Origin of the sequence: Rhodanobacter sp. C01, from assembly GCF_002001045.1 — a bacterium.
Lineage (GTDB): Bacteria > Pseudomonadota > Gammaproteobacteria > Xanthomonadales > Rhodanobacteraceae > Rhodanobacter.
The window spans coordinates 127,277-150,147 of the sequence record NZ_MUNR01000005.1 but is presented as its reverse complement, the minus strand read 5'-3'; the positions used below and the strand labels follow the sequence as shown (position 1 = coordinate 150,147).

Here is a 22,871-nt window from a genome sequence, read left to right as displayed (position 1 = left end):
CCCTCATGCGCTCCGCATGGCACGTGTGGCAGCTATGCCTGGCGGTGGCGGCAACTCGTAGTCGCGATAGTCCCCGGGGTTGCCCGCATGACCCGCTTCCGCCGCCTTGATGATGTTGTACACCTCGCGCGCGGTGACGTAGTGCAGTACGTAGTTCGCGCCGTCGTTATAGGTCTGCTCGAGATGGTTGTGCATGCGATGCGATGCGTCACCCAGCAACGTATCCATGTCACGCTCCTGGGTTCCATGGGTATGCACCTTGACGAAGACCCATTCGGGGCGTCCCTCGACATGCACGCCAGTGCGCACCCAGGCATCCACCCGCGCCGGGGTCGGTGGACAGGCACGGCGCACGTCAGCATTCTCGATGCGAGGAATGAACCCATAGCGGCGATCACGCCAGTTCAGACCCAGCGGTCCCTGCACGATCATCAGGTCCCCGCTGGCCTTGCCGCCCACCCGCACCGGCTCACCGGTGTTGTGCGACTTCGGCCGCAGCGGATCATCGGTGGCGTAGTAGATCGCGTTGATCATGCGCGTCTGCGTATCGCTCGGGGCCGACGGCAAGGTGAAATCGGCATAACAGCCCAGCTCGCGCAGCAGGATCAGCTCGTTGTTGAGACCGCACCAGCGCCCGTCCGCACGCGAGTTGTCCAGGCTCCAGTTGCCGTGGATGAAACCGAAGCGCAACTGGCCGCTGCGCGGATCACGCGGCAATGCCCCGTGGCGCTCGTGCAACAGCTCGTTGAAACGACTGATCGTCGCGTTGAAGTTTTCCGCGGTGTCATCATCGTGATGCAGGTGGATCTCGATCTCGCCGTAACCTTCCGCACACAGCGCAGCGATTTTCTGCAGGTGTTCCTCGAGGTATTCCTCCTCGGGATAGAAGAAGCTGTGCTGCGGCGGCCTGCCGTCTGCATCGCGATGGGCGGCGGCGAGCAGGCGATAGTCACGGCACCAGCGATCGACCCGCTCGCGTTGGGTGGCCAGATCGACCCGTCCCCAGGCCGGCTCGAAGTGGTCGACGAAGCAGAACATCACGTGCACCGGCCCACTGACAGGAGGCGATGGCGGCCGGCGACGCAGATAGCTGGCGAGCCATATCTGCATGTTGCGCGCGCGAATGGCCCACAGCAGCACCAGCGCGCCCACCACGAAAAGCAGGACGAGGATCAGCAGGACGATGGTCACCATCAGCTGGATGCTCCCAATGGCAGCAGGGTCAGCAGTTGCTCGGCGTTGTTGCGCCATTGACGCTCGCGCGCAATGTAATCCCGCGCAGCCGCACCGACGCGATGCCGTTCGTCTTCGCGTGCAGCCAGATCCAGCACGCGTTGGACACAAACGTCCGTCTCCCGGCGCGGAAACAACCAGCCAGTCTGGCCATCGCGGATCACTTCCGCCACGGGCGCGTAATCGGGTGCCACCACCGCCACGCCCATGGCCATGAATTCGAACAGTTTCATCGGCGAACCGTACTGGTTCGAATCCGGGAGCACTGCATAGTCCATGCAGGCAATCCAGGCGGCAATTTCATCGTGCGCCACCCGGCCCGGCAGCAGCACACGCCCGGCGAGGCCACGCTCGGCCACCAAGGCACGCACCACCGGCAACGTGCGACCGTCGCCGACGAGGACCAGGGCCAGCTGCGGAGCCTCGGCAAGGCGCGTGGCAATCGCATCGACAAAGGCATCGACACCATGCCAATGCGCAAATACACCGATGTGACCGCATACCACACGATCGGCCAGGCCACGCTCGGCGCGCATGCGCACGCGATCGAAACGGCCGGGATCGAAACGCACCAGATCGGCGGCGTTGGGAGAAATCACCGATGGCGCAATCGCACCGTAGGCCGCCTCGGCCTGTGCACGGAAATAGGTGGAAATGAATACCAGGCCGGTGCAATTGCGCAGACACCAGCCTTCGATGCGTCGAGCCAGTCCCCGCAGGCGCAGCGGCCGCACACGCTCGACCAGGGCCGAGTCGTTGATCTCGAGGACCAGCGGAATCCCGCGACGACGCGCCAGCCAGACAGTGGCAAAAAGGAACAGCGAGTAGCGCTCGTAGATCAGCTGTGGGCGCAACCGGCGAATCGCTGCGCTCATGCGCAACAGGGTCACGAAGTTGTAGCCTAGCTCGAGCATCTCGAACAGTACGCCGGGCAACCGGGCAATTGCACCGGCCAAGCGACCCCGACCCGAGGCAGCCTGCGCAGCCGGCTCATGCTCGGGATCGGCACCCGGAAACGACATCAGCGTGACCTCGTGACCGAGTTCGCGCAGGGCATGCACGATGCCGCGGATGTGCACGCCTTCGACATGCCGACCACGCGTGCGATGGTGATACAGGATCCTCATGCGGCTTCCGGCGACAGTGCGCGGAATTCGTGTCCGCTGGCCCGCCATTGGGGCAGCAATGTGCTCAATGCCTCGCCCGCACAATCACTGTCGTCATGCATCAGCACGATGTCACCGGCAATGGGGGGACGCTTGTGCATCCGCGCAGCCAGTTCCGCGCCCGACTTGTGCTGGTAGTCGAGGCTGTCGTAGGACCAGTACGCCACGCTGCGACGACGACGCGCCAGATGCAGCAGCAGGGGCATGGTCAGGCAACCTTGCGGTGGCCGTATGCGATGCAAGGGACACTGGTCGAATGCGGCAAGCACCTCATCCGTGCGGTCGAGCTCGGCCACTTGCTCGTGCAGCGACATCTGGGCGAACTGATGGTGCCAGAACGAGTGATTGCCGAGCAGGTGCCCCTCGGCCACGATGCGCTCGACCACAGCCGGATAGAGTTCGGCCTTGCGTCCCACCACGAAAAAACTGGCATGGGCGCCGGATTCGGCCAGCAGGTCCAGCAGGCGCGGGGTGTACTCCGGATGCGGACCATCGTCGAAACTGAGAAAGCGCACGTTGCCACGACGAGGCCCATGCGTCTGTACCAGCGCATTCGGCAACAGGCCCAGCAATTGCTGCTTTTTCGGCTTGAGGTTCATGCAGTCGAATCGGAAAAGGTGGGAGATCCGGCGGCGGCCTGCAGAATACGGTCCAACTGTTCCACATTATCGCTCCAACGAAAGCGACTCGCGTGTGCCACGATGCCGGCACCGTCCCAGACGCGGCCACAGGCTTCGATCAGGGCGGCCGACAAGATTTTGCGTTCGCGCGCGGGTACCAGGATCCCGGCAAACTCGGGCACCACTTCCGGGATGCCGCCCACGCGGGTGGCCACCACCGGCGTGCCGCAAGCCATGGCCTCGAGCACCACATTCGGCACGCCCTCATTGTGACTCGGCAGGCACAGCAGGTCAGCGGCACGGAACCAGTCGCCGAGCGCCGCATGTGCGACGGCACCGACCAAGTCCACCCGCTCGGCGCAACCAAGTGCCGCTGCGCGCTCAAGCAACTCTGTGCGACACGGCCCCTGCCCTACGTATACCAGTCGTGCCTGTGGCTGCACTGCCAGCAGCGCGGGAAACGCCTCCAGCAGATCGAGGCACCCCTTGCTCGACTTGAGATTGCCGACGTACAGCAGTAGTGGCGACCCGATTTCGAGCTGCAACCGTGTCCGCGCCTTGCTGCGCGAACCGGGTGCAAACAGCTCGCTGTCGACCCCGTTGTAGAGCACATGCACCTGCGCCGCATCTGCGCCGATCGCCACTGCCCTCTCGGCGAGTGCGCGGCTTACCGCAATCACCGCGGCAGCACCGCGCAAGGCCGAGCGGATCTGACGTCGACGCAACGCATGGTTGGCCTGCACATTGAGATCGCTGCCATGCACTTTCACCACATAGGGAATGCCGAGGCGACGCGCCAGCCAACCTGCGGCAGCGGCGTCGGGATAGGCCCAGCTGACCAGGATGCAATCGTAGTGCGCGGCGCGCAAACGGCTGCCACGTTGCCACAGCAACGAAAGCCGCCAGCACAGCGCATGCAGCGATCGGCCGATGCGCGGCGGATACACGAATACAAAATGATCCGTGTGCAAGCCAGGCACCTTGACCTCGCCGCGTACGCCGGCCAACCGTTCGCGAAAGTCCACCGCCGTCAGCACGTCGACATCGTGGCGCTGCCCCAGGCGCTCGAACTGCTGGCGGTTGAACGCGCCGCGCAGCGGATCCCAGGGGGTTGGAAACAGGTTGGTCAACACCAGGATCTTCAATCGCATCGTTCAGTCCGTTGAACCCTGACCCTGATAAAGCGCAGCATAGCGCGCTGCCATCGCCTCCAGCGAACCGTGCTTCTCGACCCACAGACGCGCCGCATCGCCCAGTGCATCCGCCTGCCGTGGCTCCTGCAGCAACGTCAGCATCGCCGTTGCCAGCGCCGATGGATCGCTTGCCGGCACCAGCCGGCCGGTACTGCCATCGCGAATGATTTCCCCGTTGCCACCGACGTCGGTAACCACGATCGGCAGGCCCACCGCACAGGCTTCCAGCAAGGCCATCGAATAGCCTTCGCTCAGCGACGACAGCACGAACAGGTCAAGCCCCTGCAGCAATTCATGCACGTCGTCACGATCGCCAAGAAAATGCACGCGATCCGCCACACCTTCGGCGATGGCACAGTGCTGCAGCTCCACACGCAGCTCACCGTCACCGATCAACACCAGTGCGGTATCGGGTTGTTGTTCGTGCAGTTGATGAAATGCACGGATCAGAGCGACCTGGTCCTTGGCCCAGTTGAGCCGCCCCACGGTGCCGATCAGCTGCGTCTGCGCCGGCAGTCCCAGCATTTGCCGCAAACGTTGGCGCATCCCGTCGGAGGCCCGCCGAAACGATTCGACCCGGATACCGTTCGGCACCACCTTCGCCTTCTGCCTCGGCACGATGCCGCGTGCAATGGCATCGCGACGTGCCGCTTCGCAGACAGTAACCACCGCATCGGTGCGCGCCAACGCCTGGCGATACAGCCATTCACGCCGGCCGGATCGCGGATTGCCGCCCATGCCGTGCCGCGTATTGATCACGTGACGCACGCCAAGGCCGCAACTGGCCAGTACCGCCTGGTAATGCGCTACTGCATTGTGCGTATGCAATACCTCGGTGGCATGGGTACGAACCAGACGCCGGGCCCGTGCCAGCGCCCGCAGATCCAGGCCCTGGCGCTTGTCGCAGGCGTTGACCGGCACACCCAAGGCATCCAGTTCATCTGCCTGCGCACCAAGCTCGAACAGGCACACGACCTGACAGCGATGTCCCTGCCGTTGCTGGGTCTTGACCAGTTCCAGCACCATGCGCTCCAGGCCGCCACGATTCAGGTTTTCGACGAAGTGGGTGATATTCACGATGACAATTCGGAGACAGTGACGCGCAGCTTGCCACTGCACGTCAATGGAATGTCGTCGACGAAATGGCAATGCAGCTCGACGCTGTCGCCCAGCACCTTGGCGACTTCGCGGCGGATATAAGCCAGCGAAGCATCGTCGAAACCTTCCCCGCGCACGATCGCAAGGTCAAGCCGATCGAGCCGTCGCTGCACCAGCTGGAAGCGCTCGACCCCATGCACGTCCTTCAGCATATGCGGAAAGAATTCGCCGGGCAGCACGTGGCCGGCGGGCGTGCGGATCGCATCGAGCACGCGACCATCGACGTGACCCAGCAGCGGCAGGCCGCGACCGCAGGAACAGCGAGCGTCCGATGCCGTCGCCATGTCGCCATTGACGTAGCGCACGAACGGCATGCCGTAGTTGAACAGGTCGGTGATCACCACCTCGCCGCTCTGCGCATCCGCCGGCGCGTCTTGTGGCTTGCGCAGTTCGACTAGCAAGTGGTCGGCATTCACATGCAGGCCATGGCGCTGCTCGCACTCCGACGCGATCAGCATGAATTCGCGGCAGCCATAGGTATTGTAGGCGGGACAACCGAACGCCTGTTCGATGACCTGACGCTGGAATTCGTGCAGCGCCTCCGCCGCACCGATGATTGCATGTGGCCGCCATATCTTCCGCCCGGTGGCGACCAGCCACTGCGCCAGCCGCACCAGCGGCCCGACGTAGGCAACGATGATGTCGGGACGGTAGCTGTCGATGGCGTCGGCGTACTCCGCCATGTTGGCCTCGGTCATGTGAAAACTGTTGAGCACGCGCCGTGCGAACACGGCGTTGTACAGGCGATCCTTGAACTGATGGCTACGGGTCGGCTCGCCCACCGCCCCACCCCACAGAAACAGGGTACGCCGCCCCATCCGCGATCCGGCCCAATCGTAACCGCGCCACATCACCGCCGTGCGGCGATCGTTGCTCTCGCGGGTATAGCCGAAGCGCATGGGCTCACCGGTCGAGCCCCCGGTGGCCTTGTACAGCAGGCGGTCGCGCCAGGAGTCGGCCTTGAGCTCGTCGAAGTGGTTGCGGATGTCGGCCTTGGTCAGCACCGGCATGCGCGCGTAGTCATCGAGATTGCGGATGTCCGCCACCGCAATCCCCAGCTCGCGCCAACGCCGGCGGTAGTAAGGCACCTCGCGCTGGCAGTGCTCGAGCAGAAGCTTGAGTCGCTCCCATTGCAGCGCGGCAATCTGTTCCGGCGCCAGCCACTGGTCGCGCTGGTATTCGTCGAGGTACTTCAACGTCCGGCGACGGCGCAGTCCGGTCTCGTAGAGCGGATAGAGCATCCGACGGAAAACCGGCTCGTACCAATCGCCGGTCATGGATACCTCTCCACGCCCGCGCCGTCACGCTGTCGAGCTTGCTCTGGCCAGCGCATCGCCTGCGCCACGACCAGGCCCGGCATTCCGATGAAGGCCGTCACCTCCGTCATACGCTGCGCAACAACACGGCAACCACCACGAACATCACGGCAATACTGCCCACCGCCGCCGGCACCCAGCGCCACCAGCTCTCGGACAACCTGAAAGCCGGAAGCCCGGGAAAGCGCTGCCGGACCCCCATGTAGTAACCCACCACCACCGCGATCAACAGATACATCACCACCGTGTAACTTCGACTCAGGAAGAAGGCCGAGGTAAACAGGCCGCATAGCGACGACAACAGGGTAAACGCGATACCGCACTCGCCACGCCACTCGTCCACATGCTCCGGACCCGCGGCCGTATCCGGCTTGTGGCGCAGTACCGCAAGCATCATCAGGAATCCATAGCTGACGAAGGCCAGCCACAGGATGTATCCGACGAAACCGGTCTCTGCCAGTACCAGCACAAACGAGTTGTGCGCGGTCAGATCGTTGTACTCGGTGAAATTTCCGGCACCCACGCCAAACACCGGATGCGACATGAACATGTGCAGGCCGGAATACCAGGCATCCACCCGGCCATAGGCCGATTCGTCGTCGACATCGAGGTCCTGCATGCGTGACGAAAGCACTTGCATGCAAGCCAGTCCGATGACACCGAGTACCCCGGCCGTCACCATGCCACGGCGACGCCAGATATAGATGCCGGCGACGACCAGCACCGAGAGCATGGCTCCACGCGAATTGGTGAGATAGGTGCCGTAGAGCAGCAGCGCCGCCGCAGCAAGCCAGAAGATGCGTCCGAAAAAGCCGCCGCGACGGCTTAGGAAAACGGCCATCGGCAGGGTTGCCGCGAACAGCAGGCCGAGATCGTTCGGATCATTGAAGATGCCCACATACTGGATGCGCCCGTCCTCGCCGATCGGGATGCCCGTCCAGCCGACGCCGGTGTCGGCCTGCTCCACGCCATGCAGCGCCAGCACGACCGCACACAGCACGAACACCGTCATGGCAACGATCACCCGGCGCTGGCTGTTGCAGCATGTGGCAAGCACGAAAAAGGCGATCACGGTCGGGCCGAATTTCGCCAGTTCATCGAGCGCACCGCCACTCCAGCCGTTGACGACCTGGGAAATCATCAGCACCACGAGGAATACCGGCAGTATCAGGAACTGTGGCGCCGCGAATGTCTTCGCGGTGGACATCAGCCATGCAAGGAACGCCAGTACCAGCACCACCGGCAATACCGGCACGCCTACCAGCCCAGGCAGGTAATCCTGTGGCCGGATGATCGTCAGTACCAGATAGAGCAAACTCAACAGGAACATGCTTGGACCGATTCGGCGATGCCCGCGCGACTTGCCGTGGGATAGCCCATCAGCTCGGGCAAGGTCAGCATCGCGGCAAACCAGCCCATCCCCATCGTACGCTCCACCGGCAAACGGAACAGCGCGTAGCGGTTCGTCGCCGAATGCAGGTTGGTACCGCAGATATAACTGCAGGCAGCGCGATAGCCGGCTGCCGCCGTCGCCTTGATCACGCCATCATCGAACGCCAGGTCGCCGCCAACCGGATAGGAAAGCAGCATGGCTGACGTTCCGAGCTCGCGCTCCAGCGTGGTCTTCGACCCCATCAGCTCTTCCTCCATCTGGTCATGCGGCAATTTCGCCAGCATCCGATGATGCACGCCATGGGAACCCACCTCGAAACCCGCCGCATGCATTTCGCGCAGCTGGTCCCAGTTCATGGGACGACACTCCGGAGGCCGTGCCGCCTCACGCGGCATCTGCCATTCACGTTCCATGCGCGTGATAGCTGCCTGCTGGGCGGTATCGTCGAACAGCTTCATGTGCCGAAGCACGCTTGCACCAAGCTCTCGACGTGCCGCGCGCTCGTCCGGTATCGGCACATCCAGCTTCAGCTCCGGCAACACCAGCTGTTGCGCAGACGTGCGCAGGAGCATGTGCACCAGCCAGTCATAGGCAAATGGCTGGCCGCTGTCGATGTGCCCGGTAGACACAAAAAAGGTGGCCGGTATGCCCAGCTCGCGCAGGATCGGATATGCCGCGCGATAGTTGTCGTCATAACCATCGTCGAACGTCACCACCACCGCGTTCGCGGGCAGGCGCGATCCCGAATCCAGCGCAGCGACCACATCGCTCAACCGCATCGGGCGGAATCGCCGTTTCAGCAGCTGCATCTGTTCGCGGAAACGCTCGACCGAGGCGCTGATCAGGGCCAGGTCGAAATCGAATGCCCGTGAATCCGGCAAAGTCAGCACACGGTGATAGGCAAGAATGCGCAAGTCCTGTCGCATATAGCCACGCGCGTGCTGCAGGGGTCGCAGCAAGCCGCTGGCATAACACAGCTCGCCCAGGCGTCCGCGGATACCCGCGGCTTGAACGTCATCGTCGTCGATCACCATGGGTGCAGTCTCCGTTTGCAGGTGAGGGCAGCACGCACCCGGGTAACGAACGCGTGAGTCGCATGCATGTCAGTGGAATCCAAGCAGGTGACGCAGGCGCGTCCCCAGCGAAAGGCTCTTCGGCTCCGTGCTGGCGATATCGGGCAGCTCGGTGGCCAGCGACGCCATGGTGCCGGTGGCGATATCAAGCAGGTTCAAGCGTACCTTGGTTTCACGCCGTACCCGGGCGACCAGCTCCATCGCCAGCAACGAGTGTCCGCCAATATCGAAGAAGTTGTCGCCAGGCTGCACCCGCTCCACGCCGATGAGTTCGCACCAGACGGCCGCCAGATAGCGTTGACGCGGATCCGCGATGCTTGCCGTCGCCGCATCGGCGGGCGGCGCGCTGCTCCACACCGGCAGCGGCAACGCCTTGCGATCGATCTTGCCGTTCGGCGTCTGCGGCAATGCCGTCAGCCGGACCAGATGTTGCGGCTGCATATAGCCCGGCAACTGCGCCGAGAGGCCGGCGCGCAGCCGCGGCAGCAAGGTCTCCTCGGATTCCTCCGAAGCAACGTACAGAATCAGGCGGCGATCATGTTCGCTGACATCGTGCGCCACGGCGACGCAATCGCTGACCGCCGGTTCCTCGCGAGCTACCGCCTCGATCTCGCCAAGCTCGATGCGGAAGCCACGCAGCTTGACCTGGAAATCGAGCCGTCCCAGATGCTCCAGCGTGCCATTGGCCAGCCAGCGACCGCGATCGCCGGTGCGGTACATGCGTGCCTCGGGTTGATCCGAGTAGGGGTCGGCGACAAAGCGTTCCTGGGTCAGTTCCGGTCGATGCCGGTAGCCGAGCGCAACGCCCGCGCCGCCGATCCAGATTTCACCGGGGACGCCGACCGGGCAGCGCTGGCGCTGCGCGTCGAGTATCCATACCGAGGTGTTTGCGATCGGCGTGCCGATCGAGATGCCTTGCTCGGGATGCTCGACCCGCCAGCAGGTCGACCACACTGTGGTCTCGGTGGGACCATACAGGTTCCACACTTCGGCGCTTGCGTTCAGCAACTGGGCGGCCAGATCCGGTGCCAGTGCTTCGCCGCCGCACAGCGCACGGAACCCGGACTGGCCCGGCCAGCCGGACTGCAGCAGCACGCGCCAGGTGACTGGCGTCGCCTGCATCAGCGTGGCCCGGCTCGTCGCAAGCAACGTCTTGAGCGTTTCGCCGTCCATCGCGTCCTCGCGTCGGGCCAGCACCACTTCGGCACCGACACTGAGCGGACCGAACAGCTCCAGCACCGCGATATCAAATGACAGCGTGGTCACCGCGACCAGCCGGTCGTCCTCGCGCAGCCCCGGTCGCTCGATCATGCCAGCCAAGAAGTTCGCCACGGCACGATGCGGGATTTCCACGCCCTTGGGCCGACCGGTGGAGCCGGAGGTATAGATCACGTAGGCGATCGAATCTGCCGTCGCCGCAGCGGCATCGTGACCGATGCGCGTCGCCGGTGCGGCGTCCAGTTCCGTGACATCCCGATCGAGCACCAGCAGCGGGCGCCCGCGCAGATCGAACCGCGCCGCGTGTCCATACTGGGTGACCAGGGCGGCGAGGTTCGCATCACTGATCATGTGGTCCAGGCGCTCACCGGGAAAATCGGGATCGAGCGGCACATAACCTGCGCCTGCCTTGAGCACGCCGAGCACCGTGGCGACCATGTCGATGCTTCGATCCAGCGCGATGCCGACCAGGTTTCCGTTGCCCGCACCGCAGGCGCGCAGCACGTGCGCAATGCGGTTGGCACGCGCATCCAGTTCCGCATAGGTCAGCGCATGATCACCACAGCGTATCGCGATACGCTCGGGCGTGCGATCGCACTGCGCCTCGACCAGCGCATGCATGCAGCAATTCGTCACCGCGACAGACGTCGCGTTCCAGTGCTGCAGAAGGTCCTGTTCCCGGGTAGACAGCAAGTCCAGCTGTGAAACCGGTCGCTGCGGATCAAGCAGTGCCGATGCGAGCAGCGTTTCGTAGCACTCGCGAAAACGTGCCGCCGTCGCGGCGCTGAAAAGATCCGTGCTGTAGGTGATGCCACCCAGCAGGCTCTGCTCCTGCTCGATGAACCACAGGCCAAGATCGTCGGCCACCCCGCGCTGGAACACCGGCAGGTGCTCATGCCGGAGCTCACCCCACGTGCCGATACGCTGGCGCACATCCTGGAACGAGAACATCGCCTGGTAGACCGGCGACCGGCCTTCGTCACGCGGCAACCTCAGCGACGACACCAGATGCTCGAACGGCACGTCAGGGCAGGAGAAGGCATCAAGCACCACGCCACGCACGACACGCAGGACATCCAGGAACGATGCCTGTGGATCAATTTCCGCGCGCAACGGCAGCGCGTTGACGAAAAGCCCCATCACCGGCTCGAGATCGACGCTGTCGCGACCGCGCACCGGCGTGCCCACGATCAGGTCGCGCTGGCCACTGAGCCGATGCAGCAGGACATAATATGCGGCCAGGAGCACCATGAACGAGGTCGCCTCCACGCGCTGGCCCAAGGCATGGATCGCCGCCAGACTGTCGGTGGGCATGCGGATCCATTCGGTGGCCCCGGCGCCGGACATGCGCGCCGGCCGCGGCTGGTCGGTGGGCAGCTCAAGTGGTTCCAGCGTTCCGCCCAGGCGCTGCAGCCAGTGCGTCAGCTGGCGGCTCAATTCATCGCCACGCATCCAGTCGCAATGCCAGGCGGCAAAGTCGCCGTATTCCACCGCCAGCGGCGCCAGCGGCGTCGATTGCCCGGCACAGAATGCGACGTAGGCCCGCGAAAGATCTTCATACAGCAGGTCGAACGACCAACCGTCCCAGATGATGTGATGGGTCATGAAGAAGAACACATGATCCTGCTCGCCGAGCCGGAACAGCCGTGCGCGAAACAGCGGCGCCACGGTCAGATCGAACGGCTCGGCGATCAGCGCATCGAGGCGTCGGTACAATTCGAGTTCCCGCGTCCCTTCCGGCAGACCCGACAGGTCCTCGACCGGCAACAGGCTGACTACGACATCGTCGTGGATGCGCTGCATCGTCGATGTCTCGTTCAACTCGATCGAGGTGCGCAACACTGGCTGCCGCCGCACCGTTTCGCGCAACGCCCGCTCGAAGGCGACTTCGTTCATCGGACCGCGCAGGCGGTGTGCCGAAGGCGTGTTGTAGACCACCCGTCCCGGATGCAACTGTTCGAGGTACCACAATCGCTGCTGCATCGATGACAGTGGTGCGCGCTGCCGATCCGGCAGGCGTGGAATCGATCGCTGCGGCGTGGATACTCCGACGGTACCGTTGGTGCGAATGGCTGCCGCAAGACGTGCCACGGTCGGTGCTTCGAATACCGTGCGCAAGGGCAACGCGAGGTTCAGATCGCGGTTGAGTCGTGCCGTGAGTTGGGCGACCAGCAGTGAATGGCCACCATGCTCGAAGAAATTGTCATCCACGCCAAGTGGGCCGCTGCCGAGCGCGCTGGCCATGGCTGTCGCCACGCGCTGCTCGAGCTCGTCGCGCGGCGCAAGCCGTTCGGCGGCCGCACCGGCGACGGTCGATGGCGCCGGCAGGCGTTTGCGGTCGATCTTGCCGTTCGGCAACAGCGGCATCGCATCGAGCACGATGAAATGCTGCGGGATCATGTATTCCGGCAACACGTTCCGCAGGTGCGTACGCAACGCAGGCTCATTCACGCCGTCCCCGGACGTAGCCACCAGGTACGCGACCAGCCGCGCATCGCCGGGCACATCCTCACGCACGATGACCACGGCGTGTGCCACTCCGGGCTGGCCGGCGAGGTTCGCCTCGATCTCGCCAGGCTCGATGCGGAAGCCACGCAGCTTGACCTGGAAATCGATCCGGCCCAGATGCTCGATCGTGCCGTTGGCGAGCCAGCGACCGCGATCACCGGTGCGGTAGAACTGGACATCGGGCCGACCGGCATACGGGTCGGCAACAAAGCGTTCGGCCGTCAGCTCCGGCCGGTCGAGGTAGCCAAGCGCGACACTGGCACCGCCGATCCAGAGCTCGCCGGGCACACCGATCGGGCACAACTGGCGTTGTTCGTCCAGCACCCATACCGTGGTGTTCGCCACCGGGCGTCCGATCACGATGCCGGCGCGCTGGTTCTCGACTTTCCAGAAGGTTGCATAGACCGTGCACTCGGTGGGTCCATAGCCATTCCACACTTCACCGCAACGCGCGAGCAGCGCATCGGCCAGCGCCAGCGACAACGGCTCGCCGCCGGACACCGCCTTGAAACGCGGATGTCCTTGCCAGCCCGATTCGAGCAGCAGGCGCCAGCCGGCCGGCGTGGCCTGCAGGTAGTTCGCCTCGCTGGTTTCAATGAGCGTGCGCAAGGCAGCGCCGTCACGCACCTGCTCGCGGCTCGCCACGATCACCTGGGCACCGACGGCCAGCGGCAACATCAGTTCCATGAAGGCGATGTCGAACGACAGCGTGGTCACCGCCACCAGCCGGTCGTCGACCTCTATACCTGGTGCCTGCTGCATCGCCGTGAGGAAATTGGCGGTCGCCCGATGCGGTACCAGCACGCCCTTCGGATTGCCGGTGGAGCCCGAGGTGTAGATCACGTAGGCCACGGATTCCGGCGTGCCTGCATCCGCGTCACGTCCGATGCGTGCGGTCGCTGCCTGCTGCAGTTCCGCGGTCAACCGGTCCAGCGCCAGCACCGGGCGCCCGCGCAGATCGAAGCGCGTTGCGTGTTCGCTCTGCGTGACCAGCGCGGCGAGGCCAGCGTCACTGACCATGTAATTCAGTCGCTCCAGCGGAAACCCTGGATCGAGCGGCACGTAGCCGGCACCCGCCTTCAGGACGCCGAGCAAGGCCGCCACCATGTCGATGCCACGATCCAGCGCAATGCCGACCAGTGCACCACGGCGTACGCCGTTCGCCCGTAGCAGATGGGCGATGCGGTTGGCGCGTGACTCGAGCTCGGCGTAGCTCAGCGCGGCAGTGCCTGCACGCACCGCCACACGATCGGGCATGCGGTCACATTGCGCTTCGAAAAACTCATGTGCGCGCTGCTCCGCATCGAATGGCCTGGCCGCAGGCTGCAGCGCCTGCAATTCACGGCGCGCGGACTCGCTCACCAGTGGCAATACGCCAAGCATTGCCTCGGGCCGCTCGACAGCCGCGCGCAGCAAGGTCTCATAAGCGGTCAGCCAGCGGCGCACCGTGGTGGCGTCGAACAGGTCGCGGTTGTACTGGCACTCAAGCCGGAGCTGGCCATGCTCCTGCACGGCGTTGATGAACAGCTCGAAGTTCTCGAAGCTGCGCGCGGTACTGGAGAACTCCATTGCCAGCCCCGGGAACGCAGTAGCCTCATGATCGAGTGCCTGGTCGATATTGAACAGCACGCTGACCAATGGCAGCCGGCTCGGGTCGCGACCGATGCCGAGCTTCTTCAATAAAGTGCCGAAGGTGTACTGCTGGTGATCGAGCGCATCCAGCAGCGTGACCTGGCCCGTCTTGAGCAGTTGCGCAAAGGGTGCCATCGGATCGGGAGTGAAACGCAGTGGCAGCAGGTTCACACCGTGCCCGACCAGATCCTGGTGGCCATTGATTGCCTGTGCCGCAGCCGGAATGCCGATCACCACGTCGGCCTGTCCGGCCAGCCGGGCCAGTACTGCGGCAAAACTGCCAAGCAAGGTGGCGAACAGACTCGCGCCACGATGTGCGCCGAGCTGCCTGATGGCGGTGAGCAGCGCGGCATCGAGCACGTGATCCTCGCGCGCCGAGGCAAACGAGCGACGCGGCGGGCGCGGTCGGTCGGTTGGCAACTCAAGCACCGGCGTGCCGTCGGCATAACGCGCCAGCCAGTACGTCTCGTCGTCGGCGAGTGCACGGATATCCGGATGCGCTGCCTGCGCCAGCGCAAAATCGGCAAACGAATCGGTGGCCGGGAGTGTTTCCACCAATATCCCGTGATGCCGGGCATACAGGGCAGCCAGTTCGCGCACGATCACCCACCATGACCAGCCATCGCAGACGATGTGATGCGCCGTCAGTATCAGCACCTGATCGTTTGCACCGCAGCACACCAGTTCGGCACGGAACAGCGGCCCCTGTTCGAGCACGAACGGCGTTTCCACGGCACTGCGCTTGCGTGCGGCGAGCGCGTTGCCGCGCGCCTCGTCGGCCAGCGGGGTCAGGTCGCTTTCCGGCAGCGCCAGCGCGAGCCGTTCGAGTACGCAGAATGTCTCGCCATCCGGGCCGAACGTCGCGCGCAACGCATCATGGCGATCGACCAGCTCCTGCAGTGCCGTGTGCAGGGCCTCGCGATCGAGCGCGCCGTGCAGGCGCAGCGTGACCGACTCGTTGTAGGCCAGCGAGGCTTCCGGACTGAGTTTCGCGGCCAGCCAGATCTCGCGCTGCGATTCGGTGCTCGGCACCACGCGCACCAGCGGTACCGCGCCAAACGGATCGTAGTCGACGGCGGTCAACATGACCTTCGTGGACTCGCTGGTCATGTTCATCCACCCACCTTCATGAACTTGCCAGCCTCATCGGGGTTGGGCACGAACCAGCACGGACGGCCGTCGAGGTCGCGCCCGAGGCGTGCACCCGGCAGCGGCGGCACATTCGCGTCCATCACCGTGTGGACGGTCGCAGTACGTCGCGGCAGGAATTCGGCTTCCTGCAGTTCGATCACCGAATCCTTGTAGGCCTGGGTGATGCGCTGGAAATCCGCCTCGCTATGCGCGCTGGTGAAGAAGCACGGGAAATTGTCCAGGATGTGGATGCCGCGGCTGCGCATCATCGCGAACAGCAGATCCTGCAGCGGGTGATCCTCCAGGAACTGGGTTTTCCATACCGAGGCAAACTGCTTGATCGCGATCGGCGCACCCACCTCGCTGCAGAAGGCATTGAGTTCGTCGGCCAGTGCCGCCGTGCGGGCGTTGAGGCGCTCCTGCAGCGTGGGGCCAGCCTCCTTCATGTGCTCCAGCACCGCCTTGGCCGCCGCCAGCGCGAGCGGATGGCGCACGAAGGTGCCGGCGAAATAGGTAACTCCCACCGTCGGCACCGAATCGTCGCCGAACTGCCAGGCGCCGCCATCAAGCGCATCCATGTATTCGCGCTTGCCGGCGATGACACCAATCGGATAACCGCCGCCGACGACCTTGCCGTAGGTGGCGATGTCGGCCTTGATGCCAAACAGTGCCTGGGTGCCGCCCGGATGCGCACGAAAGCCGGTGACGATCTCGTCGAAAATGCACAGCGTGCCTGACGCGGCGGTGATCGCCCGCACTTCCTTGAGGAAATCGACCGGCTGGAAGTCGGGGCGCCGGCTCTGCACCGGCTCGATCAGCACCGCCGCCAGTTCGTGTGCGCGGGCGCGGATGATTTCCAGCGATTCCGGCGTACCGTAGTCGAGCACCAGCACGTTCTCGGCGGTGTTGCGCAGGATGCCAGGCGCCGCCGGCACCGCACGCAGCTTCTTCGTGCCGCGCACGATGACCTCGTCGATGATGCCGTGGTACGAACCCGTGAACAGCGCCACCGTGCTTCGACCGGTCACCGTGCGCGCGATGCGCAGCGCTCCGAGGACCGCTTCCGATCCGGTGTTGCACAGCGCCGCGCGATCGTGCCCGGTGATCTCGCACACCAGGCGCGCCACGTCGCCCGACAACGGATGCTGCGGGCCGATCTCGTAGCCGAGATCGAGCTGGCGGCGTACCGCATCGACGATGAAATCGGGCTGCCAGCCGAACAGGCTCATGCCGAAGCCGTTGAGCGCATCGACGTACTCGTTGCCATCCAGGTCCCACATGTGGGACCCCTTGGAGCGGCCGATCACGATCTGGTAGATGATTTCCTTGAGCAGCGGCCGGAAGCCGTTGACCACTCGTGGATCGGCCATATGCGGACGCTGGGCCTCGGTATAGGCCTTGGACTTCTGCGTGCGGGCCACATAGCGCTGGATGAATTGGTCGAGACGGCCCTGCTGGCGTGCGGACAATTCGAACTTTCCGGCAGTGTCGATGCGGGCAATCGCGCCGAAAGCCTTCTTCACATCGTACTTGGTGTGGGCGAGCGCGGCTTCTTCGTCATTCGGCTGTGCAGCGGCCGGTGCGGCGACCGCTGCCGGCACCGCCGCCGCGTCGGTGGGAACCGAAGCGACCGGCGCGCTGGTGCCAGCATGGCCGGCCAGCAACGCCAACTGCTGCCCCATCAGCTGCATCTGCTGCTCGATCACCTGCTGCACATAGTCATTGTTCATGGCTGTCCCCTGCGCTGGCCGTGCCGGCTGCAATGGTCCCGCGACGGCGGCCAACACCGGCGCCACGGCTGGCGATCGCGCTGCCTCGGCCGGCAACTGCTCATCGATCAGGCTGGCAAGCTGATCGATGCTCGAATAATCGGTCATCAACTGGCGGAAGGTGACGGTGACCGGAAACACCTTGGAAAGATGCAGTGCCATCTGCGTCAGCATCAGACTATCGAGGCCAAGCTCGACGAAATGAGTCGAGTCATCGGCATCGGCCAGGTCGATGCCGGCCACATCCTCGAAGGCTGCCTTCAGTTGCGCGACCAGGCGCGGCCGACGGTTGGCAGCGGGAACTGCTGGGGCAATCGACATCGGGAGTTCCTCGATAGGCGGGGGCACAGCGACAGTCGCCGGCACGGCCCCGGCGATCATCGGGGTACTGGCTGCGACGGCCTCGACCCAGCAGCGCTGACGTTCAAACGGATAGGACGGCAACAGCACACGATGGCGTTTCCCGCGCCGGTCGAGCTGTGCCGGGTCGATCGCCACGCCGTGACACCAGAGCCGACCCACAGCAAGGCGGAAGCTCGCCACCTCGGCCATCGGTGTGTCTGCCAATGTCGGCTGCGCGACCACCTGACTGCGCTGCACACCGAGGTGCTGGCGTGCCAGGGTACTCAACGTGGCGCGTGGCCCGACTTCCAGCAGTACCCGCGCCGGAGCATCGAGCACGCGACCGAGTGCCGTGGAAAAACGCACCGGCCGGCGCAGATGATCTACCCAGTAATCGACCGAACCGGCTTCGGCGGCGCCAAGCCAGTCACCGGCGGCCGTCGATACCAGCGGCAACTGCGCCGTGCCGCGCACCACCTTGGCCACTTCGGCGCGGAACGGTGCAAGCACCGGATCCATCATCGCCGAGTGGAATGCATGCGAGGTCTGCAGCAGGCGACAGGCGATGCCATCGGCCTCCAGCGCAGCCTGGAATGGCGCAATCGCCTCATGCGATCCGGCGATCACGCACAGGCCAGGTGCATTTTCCGCTGCCAGCGAAAGATCCGTCGGCAGTCGCGCCTGCAGGGCCGCCAGAGGCAGCCGCACCGACAACATGCCGCCTTCCGGCTGCGCCTGCATCAGTGAGCCGCGGCGAGCCACCAGATGCAGTGCGTCGTGCAGTTCGAATACGCCCGCCAGCGTTGCAGCGACGAACTCGCCCACGCTGTGGCCAACCATTGCCGCCGGCGTGACGCCCAGGCTCATCCACAATTTGGCCAGTGCGTATTCGATCGCAAACGTGGCCGGCTGCATGACCGCGGTCGGCAGCAGGGCCTCGGCATTGTCGGCGAAGACCCGTTCGCGCAAATCGAAGCCAAGCTCCTCACGCAGGGCTTCGGCGCAGGCATCGAAGGCATCGCGGAAAGCCGGTTCGCGGGCATGCAGTTCGCGCCCCATGCCAGCGTATTGCGCACCCTGGCCGGGGAACAGGAACACCACGTCGCTGGAGCGGGTCGGGTGGCTGCGTGCCACCATGGCGGCGGTTTCCGGACTGCGGAGGCGGCCAATCGCTGCCTCGACATCCTCGGCCACCACCGCCACACGATGCGCGAAGACCTTGCGACCTACCGCCAACGTCCATGCCGCATCGGCGAGATTGATCCCGGGCTGCGCGATCAGGTGATCCGCCAGACGCGTCACCGCGGCACCCAGTGCGCTTGCCGTGCGCGCCGACAGCAGCAGCAGTTGCGGTCCATCTGCGGCATCGGAAGCTGGCCGCGCGGGCGCCTGCTCCATCACCACATGCGCGTTGGTGCCACCGACACCGAACGAGCTGACGCCCGCGCGCAGGGGGCCACCGCCGGAGCGCCATTCCTGCAGCCGCTGGTTGACCACGAACGGCGAGCCGGCGAAATCGATGCCCGGGTTGGGTGCCTGGAAATGCAGGGTCGGCGGAATCCGCTGCTCGGACAGTGCGAACGCGGTCTTGATCACGCCGGCCACGCCGGCGGCAATCACCATGTGACCGACATTGCTCTTGACCGATCCGACATGGCAGAAGCCGATGTCGCTGGTACTGCGCCGGAAGGCACTGGTCAGACCCTCGATCTCGATCGGATCGCCGATCGGGGTAGCCGTACCATGCGCCTCCACATAGGAAATGCTGCGCGCATCGACGCCGGCATCGGCCTGGGCCATCGCGATCACCGCCGCCTGCCCGGCACTGCTTGGCGCCATGAAGCTGGCTTTGGTCGCGCCGTCGTTGTTGACCGCACCGCCACGGATCACCGCATAGATCGGGTTGCCATCGGCCAGCGCATCCGACAAACGCTTCAGCAGCACCACACCGGCGCCGTCGCTGAACACGGTGCCGCGCGCCTCTGCATCGAAGCTGCGCGTATGCCCGTCCGGCGAAAGCATCGTGCCCTCCTGGGAAAGATAACCACTGCGGGGCGGACAGGTGACCGAGGCACCACCGGCCAGGGCCATGGCGCAACGGCCCGCACGCAAGGCATCAAAGGCCTGGCAGATCGCGACCAGCGACGTGGAGCATGCGGTATTCATGCTGATCGCCGGACCGGTCAGGTTGAGCCGGTGGGCGACACGGGTCGCGATGAAATCCTTCTCGTTGGCCAGCATGACCTGGAACGCGCCAAGCTTGTCGACCAGATCCGGTCGCATGCTGAGGTGCCGCTGGAAATAGGTGGTGTGATACATGCCACCGAATACCCCGACCGGCGCTGCGTGCGCGTCCGGCACGTGGCCGCCGCGCTCCAGGCATTCCCAGCACAGCTCAAGGAAGATCCGCTGCTGCGGATCCATCAGCTCCGCCTCGCGCGGCGGGATGCCGAAGAACGCGGCGTCAAAATTCTCCACGCCGTCGATGATGCCGCGCGCGGCGACGTAGGCCGGATCGCGACGCTGTTCCAGCGGGATGCTCGGATCAAGCTCGTCGGCACCAAAGAACGTGATCGATTCCTGCCCCGCGCACAGATTGCGCCAGAACGCCTCGACGTCACCCGCGCCCGGGAACCGCCCGGCCATCGCGATGATGGCGACCGGCTCGGCATCGGTGTCACGCTCGCCGCGTGCCATGTCATGCGTGGTGGGCGCGGGCTGCGGCCTTCCCTCCATCGCCACCACCAGCGCCGCTGCTGTGGGGTTCTGGAAAAACGCCAGCATGGTCAACTCATGCGCTGCCAGCTTGTTGAGTTGATTGACGGCGCGAACGGCTGATAGCGAGTCGCCGCCAAGGTCGAAGAAATTATCGTCGCGACCCACACGATCCAGTCCGAGCAGTTCGCCGAATACCGTGCATGTCTGCTGCTCCATGGATCCGACAGGGTCCATGTACGGCACGGCGAGCTGTGGCCGGCTGGCATCCGGAGCGGGCAGCGCGCGGCGATCGATCTTGCCGTTGGCGGTCAGCGGCAGCGCATCGAGCCGCACATAGCACGCCGGCACCATGAATTCCGGCAGGCTCGCGCCCAGATAGCCCCGCAGTGCCTGCGCCGTCACCTCGGTGCCGATGCAAACGTAGTACGCGACCAGGCGCTTGCGGCCGGGCTGGTCCTCGCGCGCCATCACGGCACATGCGCCGACGGAGCGATGGCTCGTCAACACGGCCTCGATCTCGCCGGTCTCGATGCGGTAACCGCGGATCTTGACCTGGCCGTCCATGCGGCCGACGAATTCGATGCATCCGTCCGGCAGATAGCGCACCAGATCACCGGTGCGATACAAGCGCTCGCCCTCGCTGCCGAACGGGTCGGGGACGAAGCGCTCGGCGCTCAGCTCGGGACGCCGCAGATAGCCACGCGCAACCCCGATTCCCCCCACGAACAATTCGCCGATCACGCCGATCGGCAGGAGCTCCATGCACTGATTGAGCACGTAGAGACGGGTGTCGGCAATCGGACGCCCGATCGGGATCGTGGGTGCATCCGCCGCGAGATCGCGCGACACGCGATGGGTGGTGGTGAACGTCGTGCACTCGGTCGGGCCATAGGGATGAATGATGGTGGTCCCCGGCAGCGCATCCAGCGCCCGCCGCACATGCCGGACGGAAACCTTCTCGCCACCGGTGAACAATTCATCCAATCCGGCCAGGTGGCGCGGATCGACATCGACAATGGCATTGAACAGCGCAGTGGTCAGGAATGCCGTGCTGACCTTGTGTCGTGCGATGGTGCGCGCGAGACCGGTGCCGGTGGGAATGGCCTCGTCATGCACGATGACGCAGCCGCCATTGAGCAATGCACCCCAGATCTCCAGCGTCGAGGCATCAAAGCCCAGCGGAGCCGCATGCAACAACCGCGTGTCGGAACCCAGCGTGATGTAGTCGACCCCACACACCAGGCGAATGATCGAGCGATGCTGGATTTCCACGCCCTTGGGCGTACCGGTCGAGCCGGAGGTGTACATGACATAGGCCAGCGCGTCGCCATCCAGCACGACACGCGCGCAGGTTGCGTCGATGCCCTCGGACGCGTCCGCGACAGCCACACGCATGATCGAGCCAGCAAGCGGCAACACCCGATCAACGCGCGGAGTCACCACGATGCGCACCCCGGCATCGTCCAGCATGAACGCCACGCGTTCTTCCGGATAAGCCATGTCGAGTGGCAGGTAGGCCGCTCCCGCTTTCAACACGCCGAGAATCGCGGTCACCGCATCGACCGAGCGATCCAGCATCACGCCCACGATCGCACCCGGTGCAACACCGGCATCACGCAGACGCGCCGCCAGCCCGTCCGAGCGCTGATCCAGCTGCGCGTATGTGAGGCTGCCCTGATCGTCGACGACCGCGATCTTGTCCGCATGCTGCCCGGCAACAGCCGCGAACAGACCGTGCACCGTATCCGCAGCGCACCGCGGTACGTCGGTGGCATTCCATTCGACCAGGAGCCGATGGCGTTCAGCCGGATCGACGATGTCGATCGATTCCAGTGCGCAATCCTGCGGGAGACCGAAAGCGGCAAGCGTGCGCAGGAGGCATCTGGCAAGCAGGTCGACCGTCGCCACATCCAGCGATCCGCGGAAATCCACATGCAGCTGCGCATCGCCTGACAGCTGCAGGCGCCATGCCAGCGCTGCCGATACCTGACCGGAGGACGGCATCGTTTCATCGTCATGGACAAACCATGCACCGGGCACCGGTGCCTCGACCGGATTGCCGGACGGACCCGCACTGGTTTCGAGCCATGCGTCGCGCATGCCCTTGCGCGATACCGCGATGGACTGCTGCACAGCACCCGGTGCTTTCCACGCTGTCGCGAGTACCGCGTCGGCACCCGTCAGACGTGACTCGACCAGCACCATGGCTGCACTCAGCAGCTGCGATGGGCTGATCGAACGTAGGCGCACAGCATCAACCAGATTGGCAGCCAGTGCGGCGTCGAGTGGGTACTGATGATGATGCCAAGCCACGCCCGCACTCTCGGCCTGACACGGCAACGCATCGAGCAACCCCATGTTTTGCATATCGCCATGCGCCATGATCTGGATACTCATCGAA

At 64.8% G+C, this 22,871-nt stretch carries 10 protein-coding genes; all 10 read right to left on the bottom strand.

Annotated elements, in window-relative coordinates:
• Positions 1-3 precede the first annotated feature (3 nt).
• Positions 4-1,194, bottom strand: coding sequence for a hypothetical protein (locus B0E50_RS02045; protein WP_077439416.1), 1,191 nt, complete (start codon positions 1,192-1,194; stop codon positions 4-6).
• The gene (locus tag B0E50_RS02040) at positions 1,194-2,360 is read right to left on the bottom strand and encodes a glycosyltransferase family 4 protein (protein ID WP_077439415.1); all 1,167 of its coding nucleotides are present in this window, start codon (positions 2,358-2,360) and stop codon (positions 1,194-1,196) included. The genes B0E50_RS02045 and B0E50_RS02040 overlap by 1 nt, the downstream gene beginning before the upstream one ends.
• Positions 2,357-2,998 carry a polysaccharide deacetylase family protein gene (locus B0E50_RS02035; RefSeq protein WP_077439414.1) on the bottom strand — a complete coding sequence of 214 codons (642 nt, stop codon included), beginning with the start codon at positions 2,996-2,998 and terminating at the stop codon, positions 2,357-2,359. Before B0E50_RS02035 ends, B0E50_RS02040 begins: the two co-directional genes overlap by 4 nt.
• On the bottom strand, positions 2,995-4,170 hold the full coding sequence (locus B0E50_RS02030; protein WP_077439413.1) for a glycosyltransferase family 4 protein: 1,176 nt from the start codon (positions 4,168-4,170) through the stop codon (positions 2,995-2,997). Before B0E50_RS02030 ends, B0E50_RS02035 begins: the two co-directional genes overlap by 4 nt.
• 3 nt (positions 4,171-4,173) lie before the next feature.
• Entirely contained in the window at positions 4,174-5,289 is a 1,116-nt protein-coding gene (locus B0E50_RS02025; protein ID WP_077439412.1) for a glycosyltransferase, read from the bottom strand.
• A complete protein-coding gene (locus B0E50_RS02020; protein WP_077439411.1) occupies positions 5,286-6,647 on the bottom strand; it encodes a phenylacetate--CoA ligase family protein in 1,362 nt (453 codons plus the stop codon). The genes B0E50_RS02025 and B0E50_RS02020 overlap by 4 nt, the downstream gene beginning before the upstream one ends.
• Positions 6,648-6,753: 106 nt before the next feature.
• Positions 6,754-8,016 (bottom strand): O-antigen ligase family protein, encoded by a 1,263-nt coding sequence (locus B0E50_RS02015; protein WP_077439410.1) that lies wholly within the window; start codon positions 8,014-8,016, stop codon positions 6,754-6,756.
• Positions 8,004-9,113, bottom strand: coding sequence for a polysaccharide deacetylase family protein (locus tag B0E50_RS02010; RefSeq protein ID WP_077439409.1), 1,110 nt, complete (start codon positions 9,111-9,113; stop codon positions 8,004-8,006). The genes B0E50_RS02015 and B0E50_RS02010 overlap by 13 nt, the downstream gene beginning before the upstream one ends.
• A 69-nt stretch (positions 9,114-9,182) precedes the next feature.
• On the bottom strand, positions 9,183-15,620 hold the full coding sequence (locus B0E50_RS02005) for a non-ribosomal peptide synthetase (RefSeq protein WP_168170780.1): 6,438 nt from the start codon (positions 15,618-15,620) through the stop codon (positions 9,183-9,185).
• Between the two features lie 2 nt (positions 15,621-15,622).
• Entirely contained in the window at positions 15,623-22,867 is a 7,245-nt protein-coding gene (locus B0E50_RS02000) for a polyketide synthase (RefSeq protein WP_254427146.1), read from the bottom strand.
• Between the last annotated feature and the right edge of the window lie 4 nt (positions 22,868-22,871).

Bases quoted from the DNA above. Each gene is read 5' to 3' on its own strand.
- B0E50_RS02045 (WP_077439416.1), bottom strand. From the start codon at position 1,194: ATGGTGACCATCGTCCTGCTGATCCTCGTCCTGCTTTTCGTGGTGGGC.
- B0E50_RS02040 (WP_077439415.1), bottom strand. From the start codon at position 2,360: ATGAGGATCCTGTATCACCATCGCACGCGTGGTCGGCATGTCGAAGGC.
- B0E50_RS02035 (WP_077439414.1), bottom strand. From the start codon at position 2,998: ATGAACCTCAAGCCGAAAAAGCAGCAATTGCTGGGCCTGTTGCCGAAT.
- B0E50_RS02030 (WP_077439413.1), bottom strand. From the start codon at position 4,170: ATGCGATTGAAGATCCTGGTGTTGACCAACCTGTTTCCAACCCCCTGG.
- B0E50_RS02020 (WP_077439411.1), bottom strand. From the start codon at position 6,647: ATGACCGGCGATTGGTACGAGCCGGTTTTCCGTCGGATGCTCTATCCG.
- B0E50_RS02015 (WP_077439410.1), bottom strand. From the start codon at position 8,016: ATGTTCCTGTTGAGTTTGCTCTATCTGGTACTGACGATCATCCGGCCA.
- B0E50_RS02010 (WP_077439409.1), bottom strand. From the start codon at position 9,113: ATGGTGATCGACGACGATGACGTTCAAGCCGCGGGTATCCGCGGACGC.
- B0E50_RS02005 (WP_168170780.1), bottom strand. From the start codon at position 15,620: ATGACCAGCGAGTCCACGAAGGTCATGTTGACCGCCGTCGACTACGAT.
- B0E50_RS02000 (WP_254427146.1), bottom strand. From the start codon at position 22,867: ATGAGTATCCAGATCATGGCGCATGGCGATATGCAAAACATGGGGTTG.